The organism is Lactobacillus kullabergensis (assembly GCF_000967195.1).
GTDB classification, from domain to species: Bacteria; Bacillota; Bacilli; order Lactobacillales; family Lactobacillaceae; genus Lactobacillus; species Lactobacillus kullabergensis.
The window spans coordinates 784,022-805,474 of record NZ_KQ033871.1; the positions used below are offsets into that span (position 1 = coordinate 784,022).

Sequence of the window (21,453 nt, forward strand, 5' to 3'; positions counted from 1 at the left end):
AAGACTAGTTTATAATGAATACTATATTGACACAAAATACACCTAGCATTAAAATATTGCTATAAATAGTATTTTTGAGAAAGGATTATTTTATGCTAGGTAAAAATAATAATAAAGAAAGAATACGTAAAATGGAAATGCAGGCAAAGCAAGACCACTTCTCAATTCGTAAATTGACAATTGGTGCTGCTTCTGTCTTGCTCGGTTTTACTTTCTTTGGCTTGAATAGTCAGACCGCTAAGGCTGATACTGTTGATCCTGCAAAGGAAGAAATTAATACTAAAACTAATGAGTCTCAGACAGAGCTTGATCAAACAGCAGATAAAGCCCAAACTCCAAGTGAAAACAAGCAAAGTAACTCAACGAAAAAGGATGCAGACTTAACTACATTTTCTGGTCTGAGTTCTTTTTTAAAGAGTACCGATACTGAAAAACCGATCACTTCAGGAAAAGATTCTACAGATAAAACTGAGGATACCAAGACTGAGGATTCCAAGACTGATGATTCAAAAGATAAGGACAAGGATAAGGATAATACTGTTGACGACAGTTCCAAAACACCTGATCAGGATCAAAGTAATGCTAAGGATCCAGCTAAAACTGATGATGACACAAATCAGGATACTTCAGAAACGAATAATCCTGAAAAAACTGATTCTCAGGATCCTCAATTAGTTGATAAAGATGCAAAAAAGGATGCTACCAGTCCAATTGCTGAGGTAAAAAATTGGGACGCTTTTTGTGATGCTTTACTAGATGCAAATGTAAACGAAATTCGTATCATGAATGATATTGCTGCCCCAGATGGTGGTGGACGTAAGTCCATTGGTAGAGTTCCTGGAAGAACGTTGCGCATCATATCCGATGGGGATACGCGACATTTAATTGATTTTAAACGAAATCACCCTGGAATTATTCAGCGTAATTCCTTTGACGTAACTTTTGAAAATGTTGCAATGAAAAGCACAGATTATTATGGTGTATTTGATACTGATGGGCTAAATAATAATCAATATGCCAACATTACCTTTATAAATACAACATTTGAAGGTTCTCAGTTAATTTATTCTGGTCGGAACACTCACATCTTCTTTCGTGGTGATAACGTAATAAGAACGGTTAAAGGAAATTCTGACGGTGACAACCAGCAGTTATTCCAGTTTACTGGTCCAAATTGTAGTGTTGAATTTGTAGACGGTACATTCACAGGCTCTACTTTTGGCGGCAGCGTGATTGAAATGGAAAGCGATAATGACGTTGTTACAGTTCATCAAGGTGCCATTGTTAATTTGACGCCCTTATTAGAGTATGATGGTTCTCATGGTTCAAATGGTGAATGGGGGAGACCATTTACTGTTATTGCTATTACCGGTAGTGGCACCGTAAACGTTGCCGGCGAACTGAATATTAATATGACTGATAACTCAAAGGCAAATCCATATAAAGGAACTCGCAATGACAATAAATGTAGAGCCATATATTTACGGAATTCTAAATCTAGCTTCAATATTGAAACCAATGGTACAGTAAATATTACTACTAACGGTAACATCAGTGACGCAAATGGTGGCGGCTACCTTATTTATGATGGTGGTAATTTTAACATTAAACCTAAGGGCACCTTAAATGTCAAAGGTCAGGACATGGGTGACTATAGTGGAACTTTAGTATTGGTTAAGGGCAAAGCTGATGTTGAAAACGGTGCTTTTAATATTGTTCTCGATGGTTCCACCGACATTGGTAACGGGACTGGTGCCGGAGACGGTAAAAAACCTATTACGTTAGTAGACGTTCAGGGTGGTACTTTAATTGTCAATAACCCAACCTCTCTAATTTTGAATGCGCAGGCTAACAAGAATCCAGATACCAGTATCGTTGGTGAAAATAATATTACTATAACAAACGTACGGCAACAATTTGATCTTACTAATTTAAACATTGGACTTGGCAAAATTACTTTACCGCCATTCCACGTTTTAAATGTTAGAAAACAAAGAAAAGGCACCATTCTTGTAGACAAACTTGAGCTGCTGAATGGTAAAATGACGCTAACTAAAGATCTATTGGATCAATTAAAAGCCAAAATAACATCTGCTGGTATTAATTATGAAAAGTTACCAAATGATGTGAAAGAATCTTTAGAAGAAACTGCAGGCAGCAATAGCAATAATACTTTTGACGATCTTTTTATTGATATTATTCAAAGAGCATTCAACAATAGCGAAAACTTTGGCTATAATAATATTGCCTTTATTCCTGCTAACCCAAGTGGTTTTATGGACATTGACACCAGCAAAGTCACTGTCACTAGAAATGACGATGGTTCAAACACTATTACGGGTGCTGCAGGTAGTGTAATAAATTATAACCCTGATATAGATGGTCCGGATGATCCTAAAGGCAATCCGCAAAAGTTTAAAAATCCATTTAGTTTGATTATGCCTGTAGCTACCAAGGCTTATATTGTTGCCAATATTGTTGATGATAAAAATAAGAAAACTATCTGGGCAGATGATTCTATAGCAAATCCATACCAGAATACGGTTGACAATGCCAAAAATAATACTCATAACCCTTCACTAAACCCTCTGCCAACTAAGTACGCTGCTGTTGTCAATGACGATGGTTCATTTACCATTAATATTCCGGCAGATAAAACCATTAAATTTAATAAAAATTATAGTATTGAGTTGTCTCCGAGTGCTAACTTCATTGGATATGATCCGACTGATACCAGTAAGCCTGTCAGAGTAGGTTTGGATATTCTGACATTGAGTGAAGCTCGCGATCAAGCTGCCCAGGCTATTAATGATGCAATTAACACTGCTAAAAATAATAAGCCTAATAATTTGACGGATGAGCAAAATAAAGCATTTAATGATGCAATGACTCAAGCTGCTGCAGCAGCTTCAAAGACCATCAATAGTGCTAACAAGGAGACATCTGTTTACTCCTCTGATGCAAATACGATTTCGATTGTAAACAAGCGTCGGGATGATGCTTTAAAGATTATTGATGATGCGATTAAAGCTGCTAATGGCTCAGCTCAAATTGAAACTAATAAAACTAATGCCATTAATGAATTGAATAATGAGGCAAGTAAACAATCTGGATACTATCCTTCACAAACTCAGGCAATTAATCAAGCGCGAGATAAAGCAATTGACCAGGTTAAGGCTGCACAAAATAACAATGATGTTGCTACAGCTAGAGATGAGGGAATAAAGGCAATTGATCAAGTTGCTCTTGTCTATAAGGATTCTATCAAATCTGATCTTAATAAGCAGATTGAACAGGTAAAAACTGATATAGCAGAAACTGCAAAAGATTCTAACTTAAGCGACACTGAAAAAGAAGAGGTTAACAGCTTAGTTGATAGACTTAAGCGTCCAGAAGCAATTGCTGCAGATCATGGTGACATTGATAAGGATTCTGATGAAAATTCGGTTAAAGGTCACCAAAAAGAAGCTCAAGATACGATTGATGCTCTTAAGAACACTATCAGTACAATTAAAAAATTGCAAGATGCCGCTAAAGATGAAATTTCTAAGCACAGCGACAAAACGACTGATATTCAAAATTCTTTAAATGATGCTGTACATAAAGTCATCAATGGCGATGACCCTGACGGCTCAGAAGGTCTTGAAGCGATCAAACAGGTATATGCGGATCAGGAAGCTGCCAATATTAATAAGGCAGCTGAAGCAGCCAAAAAGAGAGTACAGAAATCAGGACTTGCAGCAGCAGATCAAGCAGATTACTTAAATGCAATCGATAATGCTGCTAAAGTTGCAACTGCTAAACCTGGCGCCCCAGGCTATGATGCAAGCAAATCTATTTACGGTACGTCAGATGGTGCGGCTATAAAGCAAAGAGAAGCTATAGCACAGACAGCTTTTGATAAAGCTGCAGCAAAGGCTGAAGTTGCAGGTTTTGCTGTAACTAATCAAAATGATTTATCAGTTAACTCAAATAGCGATATTGCAAAAGCAATTAGTGATGGGTTGGCAAATATTGATAAGGCAGCTGACTCTAGTGCAGTAGCAACTGCAGAAGATACTGCCAAAAAGAATGTGCTTAAAGCAATTTCTAAACAGAAATTAGCTGATGTTGAAGCTGATGTTGAAAATCAAATCAGCAACATTTCCGGCTTGACCGCTCAAAATATTGACGATGCCAAAAAGAAGGCCCAAAAGATTTTAAGCAATAATGTCGATCCACTGGGATATACTCAAAGGGTTGATCAAGCTGACTCGCTTACAACAATTGACGGAGCCAGAAATGACGGTATTACAGCTCTGAACAATCTGTTGACTAAGCAACAAGAGTTAGGTAAGCGTAACACTCAGGTAAGTGACGCTGTTGCACAAATTAGGCAAAAGCAACAAGATGCTGAAAAAGCTATTAATGATATAACAGGCTTAAGTGACCAAGATAAAAAGACATACCTTGATCAAATTAAGAAGGTTGCTGACGACAGTATTAATGGTTTAAGCAATATTGACACTGCAAAGATTGATGATGCTGTGACAACAGCCAAAGGTAAAATTGACAGTATTGTTGCTGATGCGCAGAATAAAGGCGATAGTGTAATCAAGGATGCACGGTCAAAAGCATCACAAGCAATTGACGAGGCGGCAAAGTCTGCCAAGCAAAAGATTGAAAGCATACCTGACAGTCAACTTAGTCAATCAAACAAGAAACACTATGAAGATTTGATCGATCAAGATGCGCAAGCCGCTAAAGATAAGATTGCTGCTGCTCAAGATGAAGACACTGTTAAATCAGCTACTCAAGATGGTGCAAACAATATTACCAGGGACTTAAACGATGCACAGGTTTCTGCGGCACGCGCTAAAGCAATTTCTGATTTGCAAACTGCCAAGAATAAAGCCAGAGAGACCATTTCTGCAGCACATGATAAGGGTTCACTTAAAGACAAGGACTGGGAAGACAAATTAAACCAGATTGACAATGCCTATGACCAAGCTGTTCAAGCAGTAACAGGTGACCTTAATGTTTCAGATATTAATGATGATGCTGATAAAGGCAAAAAGAATATTCAAAGCATTGTTGACAGTATCTCGGATGATGAAGCAACAAAAGATTTGGTAGCAAAGCGTGATGATGCTATTAAGAAATTAAGACAGGCTCGCGATAATGCGAATACTCAAATAACTACTGATCCTAATTTAAGTGTTACCGAAAAGAACGATTATTATAACCAAATCTCAAATGCCTTCAATAATGCTCAATCGGCTATTCAGTCAGCAGGTAAAGAAGACGATATCGATGACGCTCTTACAAATGGTACGAGGAAACTGACTGAGATTCAGGAAGCTGCAAACCTCCAATCTGCCAAAGATCAAGCTCTAAATGACTTGCTTGCGGAAAGAAGCAAAATTAGAGAGCAAATTGGCAATATGGATCAAGTTACAAGTGCCAATAAGAATGATTTACGTAATAAAGTTGATGAACAATATAATCAAGCTGTCAAGAATATTAACTCTGCAAGTACATCTTCTATTCAACAAGTTACTCAATATGCCCAACAAGGAAAAGCTGCTATTGATAATGTAATCAGTGATCTGAACATTAACAAAGTCATTAACAAGCAAAAACTTGATGATTATGCTCAAAAAGCAATAGATCGCATTAGCAATGCAACAGATATTGCTCAGACAGTGAAGGACTCCACTATTGCCGGAATCAAAGCTGCTCGTGATGAGGCGAAGGCTAATGTCGATAAGGTCGATAAGCAAGAAGATATCCCAGCTTCTAATCTTGCAGAACAAAATGGTGAACTGGCAATTGATGCGGCAGAAGCAAAAGGTAACGGTCTTGACAGCTATAAGGAAAGTGCCATTGATCAAATTTCTACTGCTGCAGATGACGCTACTTCACGTTTGACTGAAATTTATAATGGTCTTAGTGAAAGTGAACAAACAGCTGCTAAGGACGCATTTGATAACGCTATTAATACTATTCAGCAAAGTTCAAGCGATGCAATTGATAGTATTAGGAACGCAACTAATAAAGACCAGGTAGAAAAAACTACTAAAGATGCAATAGCTGCTATTAACAAGGCAGAAACAAGTGCTGACTTGGCTGCTGCCAAAGCTACTGCAATAACTGCAATTAAAGAAGAGGGTGCTAAAGCAAACACCCAACTTACAAACCAAAAAGATAAGGATGCAGTCAAAGCTGTTACCGATCTTGGTGAGAAAGATATAAACGTAGCAAGTGATATTGCAACAGTTAATAAGATTAAAGGCAATACTATCCAAAGCATACAAAATATCCTTGATATTGCTTCTGCTTCTAATGCAGATGAAATAAGAGATCAACGTAATCAAGCAATTGATGAACTTGACCAAGCGCTTAATGGCGGCGGAAATTATGTTGGAGTCACTAATCAAATTGATAGCCTAACTGATCTAAGTAAAGACGAAAAGGATAAGTTTAAGAACCAGGCTCAAGAAGCGCATGATCGCGCTGTAGCCAAGGTTGATGGTGCCACTGCTGACCAGATAGATACGGAAAAGAATACTGGATTAGTGGACATTAACAAGGCACTATCTGATGCTAAATTGCAAGCAGCTAAAAACAAGGCTAAATCTGAAGTGGATAAGACAGCAGATACTGCTGTTAATAATGATTCAAATGACAAAGATGCTAAAGATGCTATTAACAACGAACGTGATAAGGCTAAAGACAAAATAGATCAATCAGATACTATTGACAAAGTTAATAAAGCTAAAGAAGAAGGCCAAAGTGCTATTACGGGTATAGAGCAGACAGGTAAGGATGCTCAACTTGCAAATGATAAAGCTGCAGCTAAAAATGATCTGAAAAGTGCTGCAGACAAACTGCAACAACGGATTGATCAAGATTTAGCCGATAAGAAACTGGGTCAAGACCAATATGATAAGCTAAAAGACAAAATTGATCAGGCTCGTTCAGATGGTGAAACTAGGATAAACTCGGCCACTGATAAAGGTAGTTTGTCTAATGCCCAGAACCAGAACAAAAATGATCTAAGTCAAATCGGCGCTGAAATTGGTAAAGAAGAATCACTGACAAATGCGTTAACTCAGTTGCAAGATGCCGTCAATAAGGCTTCTGCTACAGCAGACGAGATCGCTAAGGATGATCCAAATCTGGCTGATCAAATGAGAGATCAGATCAAAGCTGAACGCGATAAAGCTGCGCAAAACATTCAAAGTGCTAAAAATGATGTAAACGATCCTAACAACGCTATGAATCAGGCCGCACAAGATGGGGTTTCAGCAATTACTGGTTTAACTGATCGCTTTGCAGCTAAGAATGAAGCTATTAACAAGTTGAAGCAGCATGCTCAAACTGCAAAGAACGGCTTGCAGAGTGATCATCTTGATGCTAATGAAATTAGCCAAGGCGAAAAAGACATTAATAACGCTCTGCAAGGCGCTATCAGCAACATATATGGCGCCCAAGATAGTGACAATTTAACCGAAATTGAAGCTGCTGGCGAAAAGGCCATCAATCAAGCTAAATTGCCGAGTGATTTGCTAGCTGAAAAGAACAAGCAGATTGCTGCTATTGATGATTATGTCAAAGGAAAAGGTGATATCAGTTCAGTTGCCTCTAGTTTAAGTGATGAGCAAAAGGCTGATTTGCAAAAGCAACTTGATGAAGTTGTGCAAAGTACCAAGGACAAAATCGGCAAAGTTACCTTACCTGAGAATGCAACTGCATCTGACTTGGAGGCAGCAAAGAATAAGCTGTCTAATGTCGAAAAAGGTGTTCCAGAAAATAATGAGCCAATTAACTTCGGTGAAGCCGGTGTAGATAAGATCTACGATATAGCTAAGAATAAACAGGATATCTACGAAGCTAAGCAAGATGCTATCAAAGAGCTGCAAAATATTAAGGATGAAGCTGATAAAAAGATTGAAGATTCTGGTTTATCGGCAGCTGATCAAGATACGGAAAAGCAAAAAGTACAGGATATCTTTGACAAGAGTAAGACAGAAATAAATGATATACCTGTCAAAGGAGAGGATGGTACTACCGATAGAACTGCTGATGAAGTCAAAAACGATGCTCAAGCTATAATTGATAAGGCCAAGAACGGCTACAAAGATCCTTCAACTGGAAAAGATGTTCCTGGTATTTCAAATATTACTGATCAAGCAGATCTTGCCGGAGCCAAAACCCAGGCAGAAGGCCATCTGAAAGAAAAGCAAAATCAGGCTCATGATATTATTAATAAGTCGCAGTTAACTGATTCTGAAAAGAAGGAAGCTATTAAGGCTATTGATGATGCTTATGATGCTGAAAAAGCAAAAATTGAAGCTATTAAAGATGTTGACAATGTTCCAAAAGATAAAGATCATGTTGGAACTAGCATTGATCAGATTTGGCAAAATTCTTCTGAATGGGTTGTTAAAGATAAGCATGATGCTGTAAATGGCACTAATGGTTTGCAAAATGAATATGACAAATTAACTAGTGACCAGAGAGCTAATCCAAAGTATAAGGATCATATTAAAGATATAACTGATGCTCTAGCCAGCATCAATAAGGCCGACAATATTCCGGCTATCAGTTCTGCCTACGATAAAGGCATTACAGCTTTGAATAAACTTAAAGCTAAGGAAGAAATTAAAAATGCTGCTGACAAGGCCAAAACTGAGATTAACAATAATAAAGATTTAGACGATAAAACTAAGCAAGATTATATTGATAAAGTTGATCAGCACGTTACAGAAAGTAATAATGCAGTTGATCAAGTTAATGCACCTAGTGATGATCCTGCTGGTAAGAAGACTAATATTGATAAAGTAGTTGACACGGCTAAAAACGATATCCAAGTTGAGGTTAACAAGACAAATCAAATTAGCAAAAACAAGGCTGATCAGGAAATTGCTGATAAAGCAAAAGAGGCTATTGATAAGATTCATAAAGAATTTGGTGATGATGCTGATACTTCTTCAATCCAAAATGCTTTTGACAAAAACAAACACACTGAAGGCAATTCTTATGATGAGATTCAAAAGAATAAACTTGAAGCTGAAAAGGAAATTGCCAAAGGTGCCGTTGATGATGCTGCTAAGAACGCTAAAAAGGATGTTGACAATAATAAGGGCAAACACCAAGATGGCACTGACTTAACTGACGGTGAAAAACAAAAGGTTAAGGATGAGATCGACCGTCAAAAAGATAATGCCAAAGATAAAATTGATCAATCAAATAGCAGTGATGATATAGACAAGCATCGTGATGAAGGGATAGATACTATTCATCAAGACAGTTCTGATCCGTCAACAATCGACAAGGTTATTCAAAGCGGAAATAATAACGGTGGTGGTTCAGGTACTGGAGGCGGTTCTGCAGTAACTCCTGTAACTGATCCAAATAAGAAGCCTGACGACAATGCTGACAGCAATAAAGACGATGGCAAGGATAAAGATTCGGATGTTGATTTAACGAACTCTTCTGCAGTCGAATTGCTGCATAATGCGTACCTGTACGACGAAACTGGCAAACGGGCTAACCAGATTACTTTAGGTGTTGGTTCAATCCTTACTATCTATGGTACTAAGACAATTAATGGTAAAGAATACTACATCTTAGTTGATCAAGGTGCCAAGAACAAGAAGTACTATGTTGCTGTGGGTAATGCACAGGCTACTAAGCAAAAGTTGACTCACAATGCGTATATCTATAACCAGCTTGGCAAGCGGGTTAAGAAGTCAGGCGTTTACAAGAAGGGGCAGACGCTGAATACTTATGGCGATGCCGTTAAGATCCGCGGTAAGAAATACTTTACTATTGGCAAGAACCGCTTTGTGAAAGCAGCAAACGTTAAATTGATAACTGCTTCAAAATCAGCAAATGAAGAAGTAGTACCAACAAATGTCAATACTGTTGAGAAACCTGTTGTAACTGTTGCTAAGAACTTGAAGCATAATGCTTACCTCTATAATGAAAGCGGCAAACGTGCGAATAAGCTGATCTTTAATGCAGGCTCGGTAGTTGAAACTACCGGCAAGAAGAAGATCAATGGTCGGACATACTATGCCTTACCTGATGGACTCTATATAGCCAGTGGCAATATTGATGCGAAGAAATTAAAGCTGAAGCATAATGCGTACACATACAACAAGTATGGTCATCGAGTAGGCAAGACAGTGCTGAAGAAGCGTAAGTCCGTTAAAACTTATGGTAATTCAGTCAAAATAAATGGTAAGAGATATTTCATTACTACAAAAGGACGTTTTGTTAAAAAAGCCAACTTTTAAATAACTTGAGCTTTAAAACATACAGCTTAAATATCATGAAAGAAGTGTCACAATTGTGGCACTTCTTTTGTATTTTCGGATCAAAGATAATAAAAGTTTTAATAACTATTACAATTAGTTATTTTTAAAGGGGACGTGTTTTCTTCTTTTTCTGCAAATCAAATTAAAAAGCGTATAAATTTAAACAGATAAAAATGATCTAAACAAGTCGGAGAAATGAAGTTTACCTAATTAATCGTGTTAAATAAATCACAAACATATTCATGTATACACAGCAAAACACTATATTGTATATTATATATAAATATTATTTTTAAAATTAAATTGAATTTATAGATAATATATAAAGTGCGTATTAATAAATGCAATTATTGTTATTTTAATCATAAATATGTCTATAAAACAGTATTTTATCCTAAAGTATAGTTATTTAATAAACATAAGTTTTAAATTTTATTACATATTTAAGTGCATAATAATGTTACTAAATTGACAGTAAAAATAACAGGATTTACAATTAATATGTAATCATAATTTTGAGGAAGGATTATTATGCTAGGTAAAAATAACAATAAGGAAAGAATACGTAAAATGGAAATGCAGGCAAAGCAAGACCACTTTTCAATTCGTAAATTGACAATTGGTGCTGCTTCTGTCTTGCTCGGTTTTACATTTTTTGGCTTAAACAATCAAACAGTGAAAGCAGATACAGTTGATCCGGCAAATGAAGAAGTAAATTCTCAAAAAAATGAGAATGAAACAACTAAAACAGAACAAACTGGGGATACTGCAAAAACTGCAACTACAGAAAAGCAATCAAGTCAAGATAATACAAAGCACGATTTAAGCACTTTTTCTGGCTTAAGTTCGTTTTTAAGAGATAGTGGCAGTGACTCAAAAGCTAGTCACAGTTTATCAACTGGTCAGAAAAAATTAGAAAAGACAACCTCTGAGCCAACAAATAGCTCGGAACAACAGTCTAGTCAGGATCAACAAGCCAATGATGTTTCATCTCCTAAAGGAGATACAACAAAGCCTGTTGACTCAACTGCTGCAGTGGCTAATGATTCAAATGCTGCTGAAAACACAGAAATAAATACTAGGGATGCTAGTTTAGCACAGGTCCATAACTTTACTGAACTTATAGCTGCATTTCAGAATGAATCTATTTCAGAAATTGACGTCATGAACGATATTACTGACGGACCAGAGAATGGATCACAGGCGTTCTACTTTTACGGCAGGAAAATGCTGATTAAATCCGCTGGCAATGGTAATACCAGATTTAAAGTCGATTTAAAAGGTAACCACCTCCAATTAAATAGTGGCAGTACGCAGGATCTAGATATAACCTACGATAACCTTGATTTATGGAGTGCTGATATCTGGGGCGTCATCATGACTGATGATTACAACAAGGACGGGCATTTTTCAAAAGTAACGTTTAATAATGTTAATTTCCATGGTTCGCAAATGGTTCACTGTGGTAACAATACTAAAATTTACTTTACAGGAACTAACTATGGTGAAGTGACTCATACACCATATCCTGGCATTACAATCTCAAGTGGTGATGTTCAACAACTATTTGAATTTACAGGTTCAAACAACTCAATTGATTTTAGCGGTACTTTTACCGGTAAAACCGTTGGTGGTAACGTATTAGAAATGGCTGGGAGCAACAATGTTGTTAATATTGCCAAGGATGCCAAGGTAACACTTGCTCCTCGAATCTATGTTCCTAATAATAACTTAGGCTCTAACGCTGCTGAACATACTGGGCTTCCTTTGGCCATCGCCATGTTAGGTAATAATGAAGCCGTCAACGTTGATGGTGAGCTGAATATTATTACTGGTAGCGATCACTATAGTGGCACAAATGACAACGATCAATCCAGTGCAATCCTGATCAATGATGGCAACTCTGTTTTTAATATTAATAGTGATGCGAAAGTCAATATTACTACTAACGGTGATATAGCTAATAACTGGGGCAATAGAAACCTGATTTATGATGGTGGTAATTTTAACATTTTACCAGGAGGATCGTTAAACATTAACGGTTCAAATATGGGCGACTATTCTGGCACGTTAGTTCTTATTAAGGGTACGGCTAATATAGAAAACGGTGGTTTCAATATCGTTCTTGGAAAGCTAGGTCCAAATGGTAGATACGTAGATGGCGGTAATGGCCAAATACTTTTGGTAGATGTGCAAGGCGGGAAGTTATTTGTTAATAATCCTACTTCATTAATTTTGAATGTCCAGGGCAATACCAATCCTGCTACAAGTATTATAGGCACAATGCCGATTACCTTAACAAATGTGCGGCAGCAGTTTGATTTGAGCTCAACACAAACTGGAGTTGGTAAAGTAACATTGCCACCATTTCACGTTTTAACTGTTAGGAAAACTGACAATACAATTGCAGTTGATAATATTGAGTTGCTTAATGGTCAAGAAAAGCTAACTGCAGATAAATTAGCAGAAATTAAAGCACAGGCAGCCAAAGCTCATATTTCATTTGATAAATTGCCGGCTGATGTTCAAAATTCGTTGGCTGATGGTATTAAGAACGGCTGGACTTACGATCAAATCTTTTCGGATATTATTCAAAAAGCATTCAACAATAGCAATAATTTTGGCTATAACAACATTAGTTTTATTCCAGCCAATCCGAGTGGTTTTTTGGATATTGATCCTGGTAAGGTACAGATAACCAGAAATTCTGATGGTTCACAAACAATTTCCGGTGAACCAGGCAGCGTAATTAATTATAATTCTACTGTTGATGGTCCGGATTCAGATCCAGAAAATTTGAAAAACCCATTTAGTTTGATTCTTCCAGTTGCGACTAAAGCATATATTATGGCTAATTTAATTGATAGTATGGGAGTAAAAACTGCGTGGACACCAAAGGATCAAAATGGCAAGAATTTAATTGACAACCCATATTCGCAAACAAGAGACACTACAAGAGATTCAAGCAACAGTTCTTTGAATCCTTTACCAACAGAATTTGCAGCGATTGTAAATGATGATGGTTCATTTAGTTTTACTATTCCAGCCGATCAAACGATTAAGTTTGATAAAGGCTACTCTGTAGAATTAACTCCAGATGCAAACTTTGTTAGCTACGATCCGTCTAGTGTAGCTGCAGGACGTCGCCCAATAATTAAAAACTTGGATATTCTAACTTTATCAGATGCTCAAGATCAAGCTGCTAAGGCAATTACTGACGCAATTAGTGATGCGAAAATTCATAGACCTAACAACCTATCTGAAGCTCAAGTTAAAGACTTTAATGAACAGTTAGATAAAGTTGCGTCTGCTGCATCCAAAACAGTTGATACTAATAACGAAAAAACTTCAGTTTATGCTTCAAGTGCAAACACTTTAACAGAGGTTAACAATCGTAAGAATGCTGCCCTTGATGCAATTAAGAATATCGTAAGTCAGGCGCAAAATTCTTCAACTATCGAGTCGTCTCGGGATAGCGCAATAACGAATTTAAATAATGAAGCCATATTGCAGTCAAAGAGATTCCCTACAATGATAGATGCAATTAATGCTGCACGTGATAAAGCTATAAATACTGTGAAAGCTTTTCAAACTGATAAAGGTATTTCAGAAGCAGAGAAGAATGGTATTAATGCGATTGATCAGGCAGCTTATGGCTATAAGCAGAGTATTGAAATTGATCTTAAACAAAAAATTGATCAGGTCTATGTCGATACTTACAAGCTTGCAAACGATCCTAATTTGAGTAAAGAAGAGAAGGACGAAGTATTAAAGCTAACTAGTCGTTTGTCGCGCGCTCAGGCTATTGCTCAACCGGAAGGTGACATTGAAAAAGACCTTGATCAAGTATCAGTGGATGGACACCAAAAAGAAGCTCAAGGTATAATTGATCAAGTTAACAAAACGATTCAGGCCCTAAAAGACCTACAGGCTGTTGCTCAAAATGAAATTAAAAACCATGCCGATAAAACTGCAGAAATAAAAGATTCTTATAATCAAGCAGTTCATAACATTATTACCGGTGATGATCCTGATGGTTCCAAGGGTAAGGAGTCTATTAAGGAGATAAATGCTGATCAAGAAGCAAGTAAAATTAATGCTGCAGCTGCGGCTGCCAAAAAGCGAGTACAAAATTCAGGCATTAGTTTAAATCAACAGACTCCTTTACTAGATGCAATTGATCAAGCAACTGAAGTTGCAACTGCTAAACCAGGAAGTTCTAAGTATGATGAGCAAAAGTCAATTTATGGCACTTCTAATAACACTGCGATCAAACAAAGAGAAGCAGCTGCACAAACTATTTTTGATCAAAATGCTGCAAAGGCTGAGATTTTGGGTTATGCGAGCGCCAATGAAAATTCGTTAGGGATTTCTTCAAACTCTGATATCGAGAAAACAGTAAATGATGGTTTGACCAATATTGATCAAGCCAGCGATTCTGCTGCTGTTTCAACAACCGAGGAGTCAACTAAGCGATCAATTTTAAGACAGCTTTCTAAGATTAAACTTGCTAAAGCTGAAAGCGATATCGAAACCCAACTGCGTAGTTTGCCTGGTTTGTCAGCAAATGATATTGATGATAGCGTTGCGGCTGCACAGAAGTTACTTAACAATTTAACAACTCCTCTTGGTTATAACCAGCGCATTGATCAGGCAGACAGTTTAACTGCAATTGATTCAGCGCGTAATGATGGTATCAATGCCTTGAACAACTTACTGGCTTCAGCTAAAGCTAAGGGTGAGCGTAACAATTCCTTAGCTGATGCTATCAAGCAGATCAGACAAGCGCAAACAAAAGCTAATAATCAAATCGATCAGACAAGCAATCTGACTGATGAACAAAAGAAAGCATATCATGATCAAATCAGCAAGGTAGTTAACGACAGTATAGATACTTTAAACAAGGTCGATAGTTCTAAAATCGCTGAGACAGTCACTAACGCTAAAAACAGTATAGATAATATTGTAAGCGATGCACAGGGTACTGCCAATAAGGAGGTAGAAGAAGCTAGAACCAATGCAGCTCAAGACATTGATACAGCTGTTAATGATGCAAAAGCTAAAATTGAAAGCATTGATGATAGTCAACTCAGTCCTTCAAATAAGAAGTATTATGAAGACCAAATTGATCAAGATGCCCAGGCTGCAAAGGCTAAAATTGCTTCGTCTCAAAATGTTTCTGATATCACTTCGGCAAAGCAAGAAGGTCAAAACAATATTCTTAAAGTTTTAGGTGCTGCTCAAATCACAGCCACTAAGGCTCAGGCAATAAGTAAATTGCAACAGGCCAAGGCTAATGCCAAAAATACTCTTGCAAATTCTCATCTTGATCCGGCAATAGTTCAAGCAAAACAGGACCAGATTGATGCGGGTTATGATCAAGCAATCCAGGCGATCACTAATGACCATACAGTAACTGATATTAACACTGATGCTCAAACAGGAATTGATGCCATTAATTCTGTTATTAATTCTCTTTCTCCTGATCTCGAAGCTCAGGCCTTAGAACAACAGCGTCAAACTGCAATTGGAAAATTAAAAGATGCGCGTGATTCTGCAAGCAGTCAGATTACTAATGATCCTAATTTAGGAGTAACCGAAAAGAATGACTACTATAATCAGATTACCAATGCCTTCAATCAGGCTCAAACTGCCATTCAAGGTGCAAATAAAGATGATATAGATGCAGCATTAACTAAAGGTAAAAATGATTTAGCAAACATTCAAACTGCAGCAAACTTGCAGTCTGCAAAAGATCAGGCTTTAGCAGCTTTAATGGATGAGCGCAATAAAGTAAAAGAACAGATTGGCAATATGGATCAGATTACCAGTGCCAACAAAGCAGATTTACGTGCAAAAGTGGATGCTATATATAATATCGGTGTTAATGGAATTAATAATAAAACCACCACTACTAACGGGCAACTTAATGAAATCGTTCAAAGCGGTAAGTCATTAATTGATAATGTGATTAGTGATGTAAATGTTAACAAGATTCTCAATAAGCAAAAGCTTGATGATTATGCTCAAAAGGCGATTGACCGAATTAATAATTCGTCGGATATTACCAATGATGCCAAGAACACAACGATTAGTAACATTACATCCGCACGTGATAATGCAAAATCAGCAGTTGATTCTACAGATGCCATTTCCGATGCTAATACAGCTGAGAAAAAGGGCGAATCAGATATTGACGCTGCAGAAGCTACAGGTAATGGTTTTAATACATCTAAAACTGACATTAAGAATAGTATTGCCAATGCTGCTAGCAGTGCCAATAATCGCTTAAGTGACATTTTTAGCAAATTATCGACAGACCAAAGAAATGAAGTAAAAGATAAATTTAATGATGCAATTAATCAACTTGGTACAATCCCAACAGATGCAAACAGTAAAATTGACGCTGCCACAAATAAAGAGCAACTAACCGGTATTTATCAAGATGCATTAAATAAAATTAATAACATTGAATCTGCTGCCAAGTTAGCTAGTGATAAAGTTGTTGCCACCGATTTGATTAAAAATACAGCATACGCGGCTCGAGCTAAACTAAATGATTCACGAGACCAAAACGCAGTTTTTGCAGTGGCTGATTTAGGCATTAAAGATATTGGAGCGGCCAATGATAGCGCTACAGTTGAGAAAATCAAAAACAATACCTTACAGGGAATTAGTAACGTAGTTGCTAATGCAAGTAAGAGTGATGCAGAGGATATTCGTAAGCAAAGAGATCAAGCAATTAAAGAGCTTGATAAAGCTCTTGGAAAGGACTCAACTGATACCGGTGTTCTACCAGAAATAAATGGTTTAAGTGATTTAACCTCTGATCAGCTGGCTAAGTTTAAACAGCAAGCACAAGATGCTTATGATCATGCGGTTGCAAACGTTAGTGGCGCTCTATTAGAGAACATTGACACAGAAAAGAATACGGGTTTAAGCAATATTTATCAGGCTTTAGCTGATGCTAAACTGCAGGCGGCCAAAAATAAAGCAAAATCTGCTTTAGATGATAAAGCCCAAACTTCAATTGATGGTGATGCTAAAGATAAATCTACAATTGAGAGCGAGCGGGATAAGGCCAAAGACAATATTGATAAAGCTCAAAATCAAGATGATGTGCAAAAGGCTCAAGATGAGGGTAATAAAGCAATTGAAGCAATTGTTGATACAGCTAATGATGAGAACATTACTAACGCTAAGACTTCTGCTAAAAATGATTTTGATAATTCAACTAATAAATTACAACAGCAAATTGATCAAGACTTAGCTGATAAGAAATTAGGTCAAGACCAATATAATGATTTGAAGAATAAAATTGATCAAATTCGCCAGTCTGGTGAAACCAGAATTAATTCTGCTACCACTCAGGATCAATTAGCTGATGTTAAAGGTCAGAATAATGCTGATTTGAATAAAGTTAATAATGAAATTGTCAAGGCAGAATCTGTCAATAATGCATTGACTAAGTTGCAAGATGCAGTTAACAAGGCAAATGAAGCTGCAGATAAGATTGCTAAAGATAATCCTAGTTTGGCAGATCAGATGAGAGATCGCATTAAGTCAGAACGTGATAAAGCTGCTCAAAATATTCAAGCTGCTCAAAACAATTCAACAGATGCCAATAGTGCAATGAATCAAGCAGCGCAAGCTGGTAATGATGCAATTACTGGTTTAACCCAGAGATTCGAAGAAAAGAACAAGCAAATTAATACTCTGAAAGAATATGCTGAAGCTGCTAAGGCAAAATTGCCAAGTTCAGGACTTGATCCAAACGAAATAAACCAAAATGAAGCTGCAATAAATGACGCGATGCAAAAAGCTGTTAGCGACTTATATAGTGCCGATGATAATGCAGACTTAGGTCAAGTTGAAAAAGCTGGTGAGGCCGCTATAGATCAAGCAGGTATTCCAGCCAATTTACTAAGTGAAAAGAATAAGCAAATTGCGGCTATTGATAAGTATGTCAAAGATAAGGGCAGTATTAGCCAAGTTGCCAGCGATTTAACTGATCAGCAAAAGGCGGATTTACAGGATCAACTTAATCAGCTGGTTCAAAAGACCAAGGATGAAATTAGTAAAGTTGCTTTACCAAGCAGTCCGACAACAACAGATCTCGAAAATGCTAAACAAAAATTGCAAAACATTGAAAAGGGGCTCGATAGCGAAGGACACCCAATCAATTTAGGTGAAACTGGAATTAACCAGCTTTACCAAACTGCCCAAGATAAAGAAAAAATATATCAAATTAAGCAAAATGCTATTAATAATCTTCTTGAGCAAAAAGCAGAAGCTGATAAAAAGCTTGAAGATTCTGGTTTAGTAAACTCTGATTTACAAAAGCAAAAGCAGAAGATTCAAGATATTTACGATCAGAACAAAGCAAAGATTAATGCAGTTCCAACAATAGATAAGAACGGAAATGAACGTTCTACAGATGACGTCAAAAAGGACGTTGATCAGATTGTCAACAATGCAACTCAAGGATATTCTGATAGCGATTCTGGCAGTCACGTTCCTGGATTTGCTGATGTCGAAAAAGATACTGATCTTGCTGCTGCCAAAGCAAAGGCCGAGGATATTTTACAAAGAAAATATGCAACAACTCACAACATTATTGGGTTATCTCAACTAACTGCCGCTCAAAAGAAAGCATTAAATAAGATAGTTGATGACCTATATGCAAATGAAAAAGCAAGCATAGAGCAGCAAACTGATATCAACAAAATTCCGACTGACGAAAATCAAATTGGTACTAAGCTAACTAATACTTATCAAAATACTTCTGAATGGTTTGATTATAATCAAGCTAATGCCTTAAAGGGTGCTGGAAATGAAATAACAGGTCTAGAAGCTGGATACAATGGGTTAACTGAAGAACAAAAAGCCAATTCTGATTATCAAAGGAATATTCAAGCTATACGTGAAGCAATTGATGCAATTAAACATTCAACAAATATTGGCTCTACAACCCAGTCGTATAGCAAAGGAATCAATGCTTATAATGAGCTAATGGCCAAAGAACAAGTTAATGATATGTTTAATAAAGCAAAGGACACGCTTAATGATATAGATAGTCTACTTCCTCAGGATAGGGATCATTTCAAAAATAGACTTGATGGCATACACGGAAGTATCAATACTGTGCTTACTCAGGATGCTCAAGCTGATGCATCTTATGAAAATATTGCCAATCAGATGAACCATGATATTGACATGACAAGACAAGCAATTGATCAGTTAATGCAGCAAGCATTGTACACAGTTAAGAGTTCTGCCAATAGGGATATTGAGGCTGAGTACAAAGGTGCAGTTGCTCAGAATCAAAAATATTTTGGTGATTCTGCATGGATTTATGCAACTAACAGTGAGCATGACAAATATAAATATATCTCTGGTAATTCTTACGATGAAGTTTCGAATAATAGACTAACTGGAATAAGGGAAATTGCCAAGGCTGCTGTTTCTGATGCTGCTACTAATGCTAAGAAGAAAATTGATAATAACAAAGTAAAGCATGAGAATGGTGATAATTATACTGACGATGAAAAAGCTGTGATTAAGACTGAAATCGACCGCATTTTAGCTGATGCTCAGGAAAAGATTAATCAAAATAATACTCTAACTGATATTGACGGCAAGCGTGACGATGGTATTGAGACGATTAATAAGGCTTCATCGGATTCAACTGTCATTGATAAAATTATTAAAGATAGTGCCAACAGCAATAATAATGGCAATAATGATAATTCCAATTCCAATGGTAATGGCAGTGTTTCATCTATTCCTACTAACCCTGCTGACCCAGCTAAGCAACCAACTACTGATAAAGAAAATGGAACAAATGGAACTCCAAATGATTTAGGTGAAAGCACTAATGTGACTTTAATGCACAATGCTTATCTTTATGACGAAGATGGTAAACGCGCAAACAAGGTTACTTTAGGAGCTGGCTCTACAATTACCACTTATGGTACCAAGACAATTAATGGTAAAGAATACTACATTCTAGTTGATCAAGGTGCCAACAATAAGAAATATTATGTTGCTGCAACAAATGGTCAAGCTACTGCCCAAAAAGTTAAGCATAATTCTTATGTATATAATCAAGTGGGCAAGAGAGTTAAGAAGTCTGGAGTGTTCAAGAAAGGTAAAACAGTTAACACTTACGGCGCAGCAGTCAAAATTCGCGGTAAGAAATACTTTACTATTGGTAAAAACCGCTATATCAAAGCTGCTAACGTTGCACCAGTCACGGCAGCCCAAACTGCTAAGGAAGAAGTGACAGCAACAAGTAGCAATACTAGTACTCCAGCAACTACCACTGTAGTTAAAAAGTTAATGCACAATGCTTATCTCTATGATGAAAACGGCCAACGTGCCAACAAGTTAATCATTAATTCCGGTTCAGAAATAGAAACTATTGGCAAAAAGACGGTTAAGGGCAAAACATATTATGCCTTAGCAGATGGTCTACTGATAGATAGTGGTAATGTTGACGCTAAGAAATTAAAGCTGAAACATAATGCTTATATCTATAGCAAGTATGGTCATCGTTTAGGTAAAAAAGTTTTGAAGAAACATAAAGTTGTAAAAACTTATGGTAATCCAGTTAAAATCGGTCATAAGAAATTTTATGTTGTAGCTAGTGGTAAATATGTGAAGAAGGCAAACTTTTAGGCAATTAATCTTTAAGATTGACTAGTTGCTAAAACCACAAAATACCCCAAATTTAAGGTAAATTTGGGGTATTTTTGCGTCTGGACTTTTTATTAAAACACTATTCTTAATTACTGCTAAAAATAGGTTTGCTGCTTTAAGCTGCTAGTTGCTTTAACATAAATAATTGGATATTACAGCGCTTTGCTTTCTGGTCGTAATTCCAGACGAGTAATTTTAGTTTAATAGCAGGAAAAGTAAATGAATAGCCACTGAAATTTTAAAAGAAAGTCTTAGCTATTAAGTATGTGGCTGTTTATTTGCTATAGTTTTAATGCCGGCAAAATGATCATAACAAAAGAAGTTACATTTCTAGACTAAAATTAGCACTTCCAGGGTTAGAACCAAGCAAAAATTATTTTGATGACCAGTCAGAGTAGAAATTAAAGGTCATCATTTCATGTCTGTTAACGAAGTGATCAAGTCG

General features: G+C 36.8%; 2 protein-coding genes. Both read left to right on the top strand.

Translation table 11 applies throughout. The features are described 5' to 3' along the window. Positions 1 to 92 precede the first annotated feature (92 nt). A complete protein-coding gene (locus JF76_RS04390) occupies positions 93 to 10,286 on the top strand; it encodes an SLAP domain-containing protein (RefSeq protein ID WP_045927972.1) in 10,194 nt (3,397 codons plus the stop codon). 552 nt (positions 10,287 to 10,838) lie between these two features. Next, entirely contained in the window at positions 10,839 to 20,987 is a 10,149-nt protein-coding gene (locus JF76_RS04395) for an SLAP domain-containing protein (RefSeq protein ID WP_045927973.1), read from the top strand. The last annotated feature ends 466 nt before the right edge of the window (positions 20,988 to 21,453 follow it).

Coding starts and splice junctions, on each gene's coding strand:
- JF76_RS04390 (WP_045927972.1), top strand. CDS start 93: ATGCTAGGTAAAAATAATAATAAAGAAAGAATACGTAAAATGGAAATG.
- JF76_RS04395 (WP_045927973.1), top strand. CDS start 10,839: ATGCTAGGTAAAAATAACAATAAGGAAAGAATACGTAAAATGGAAATG.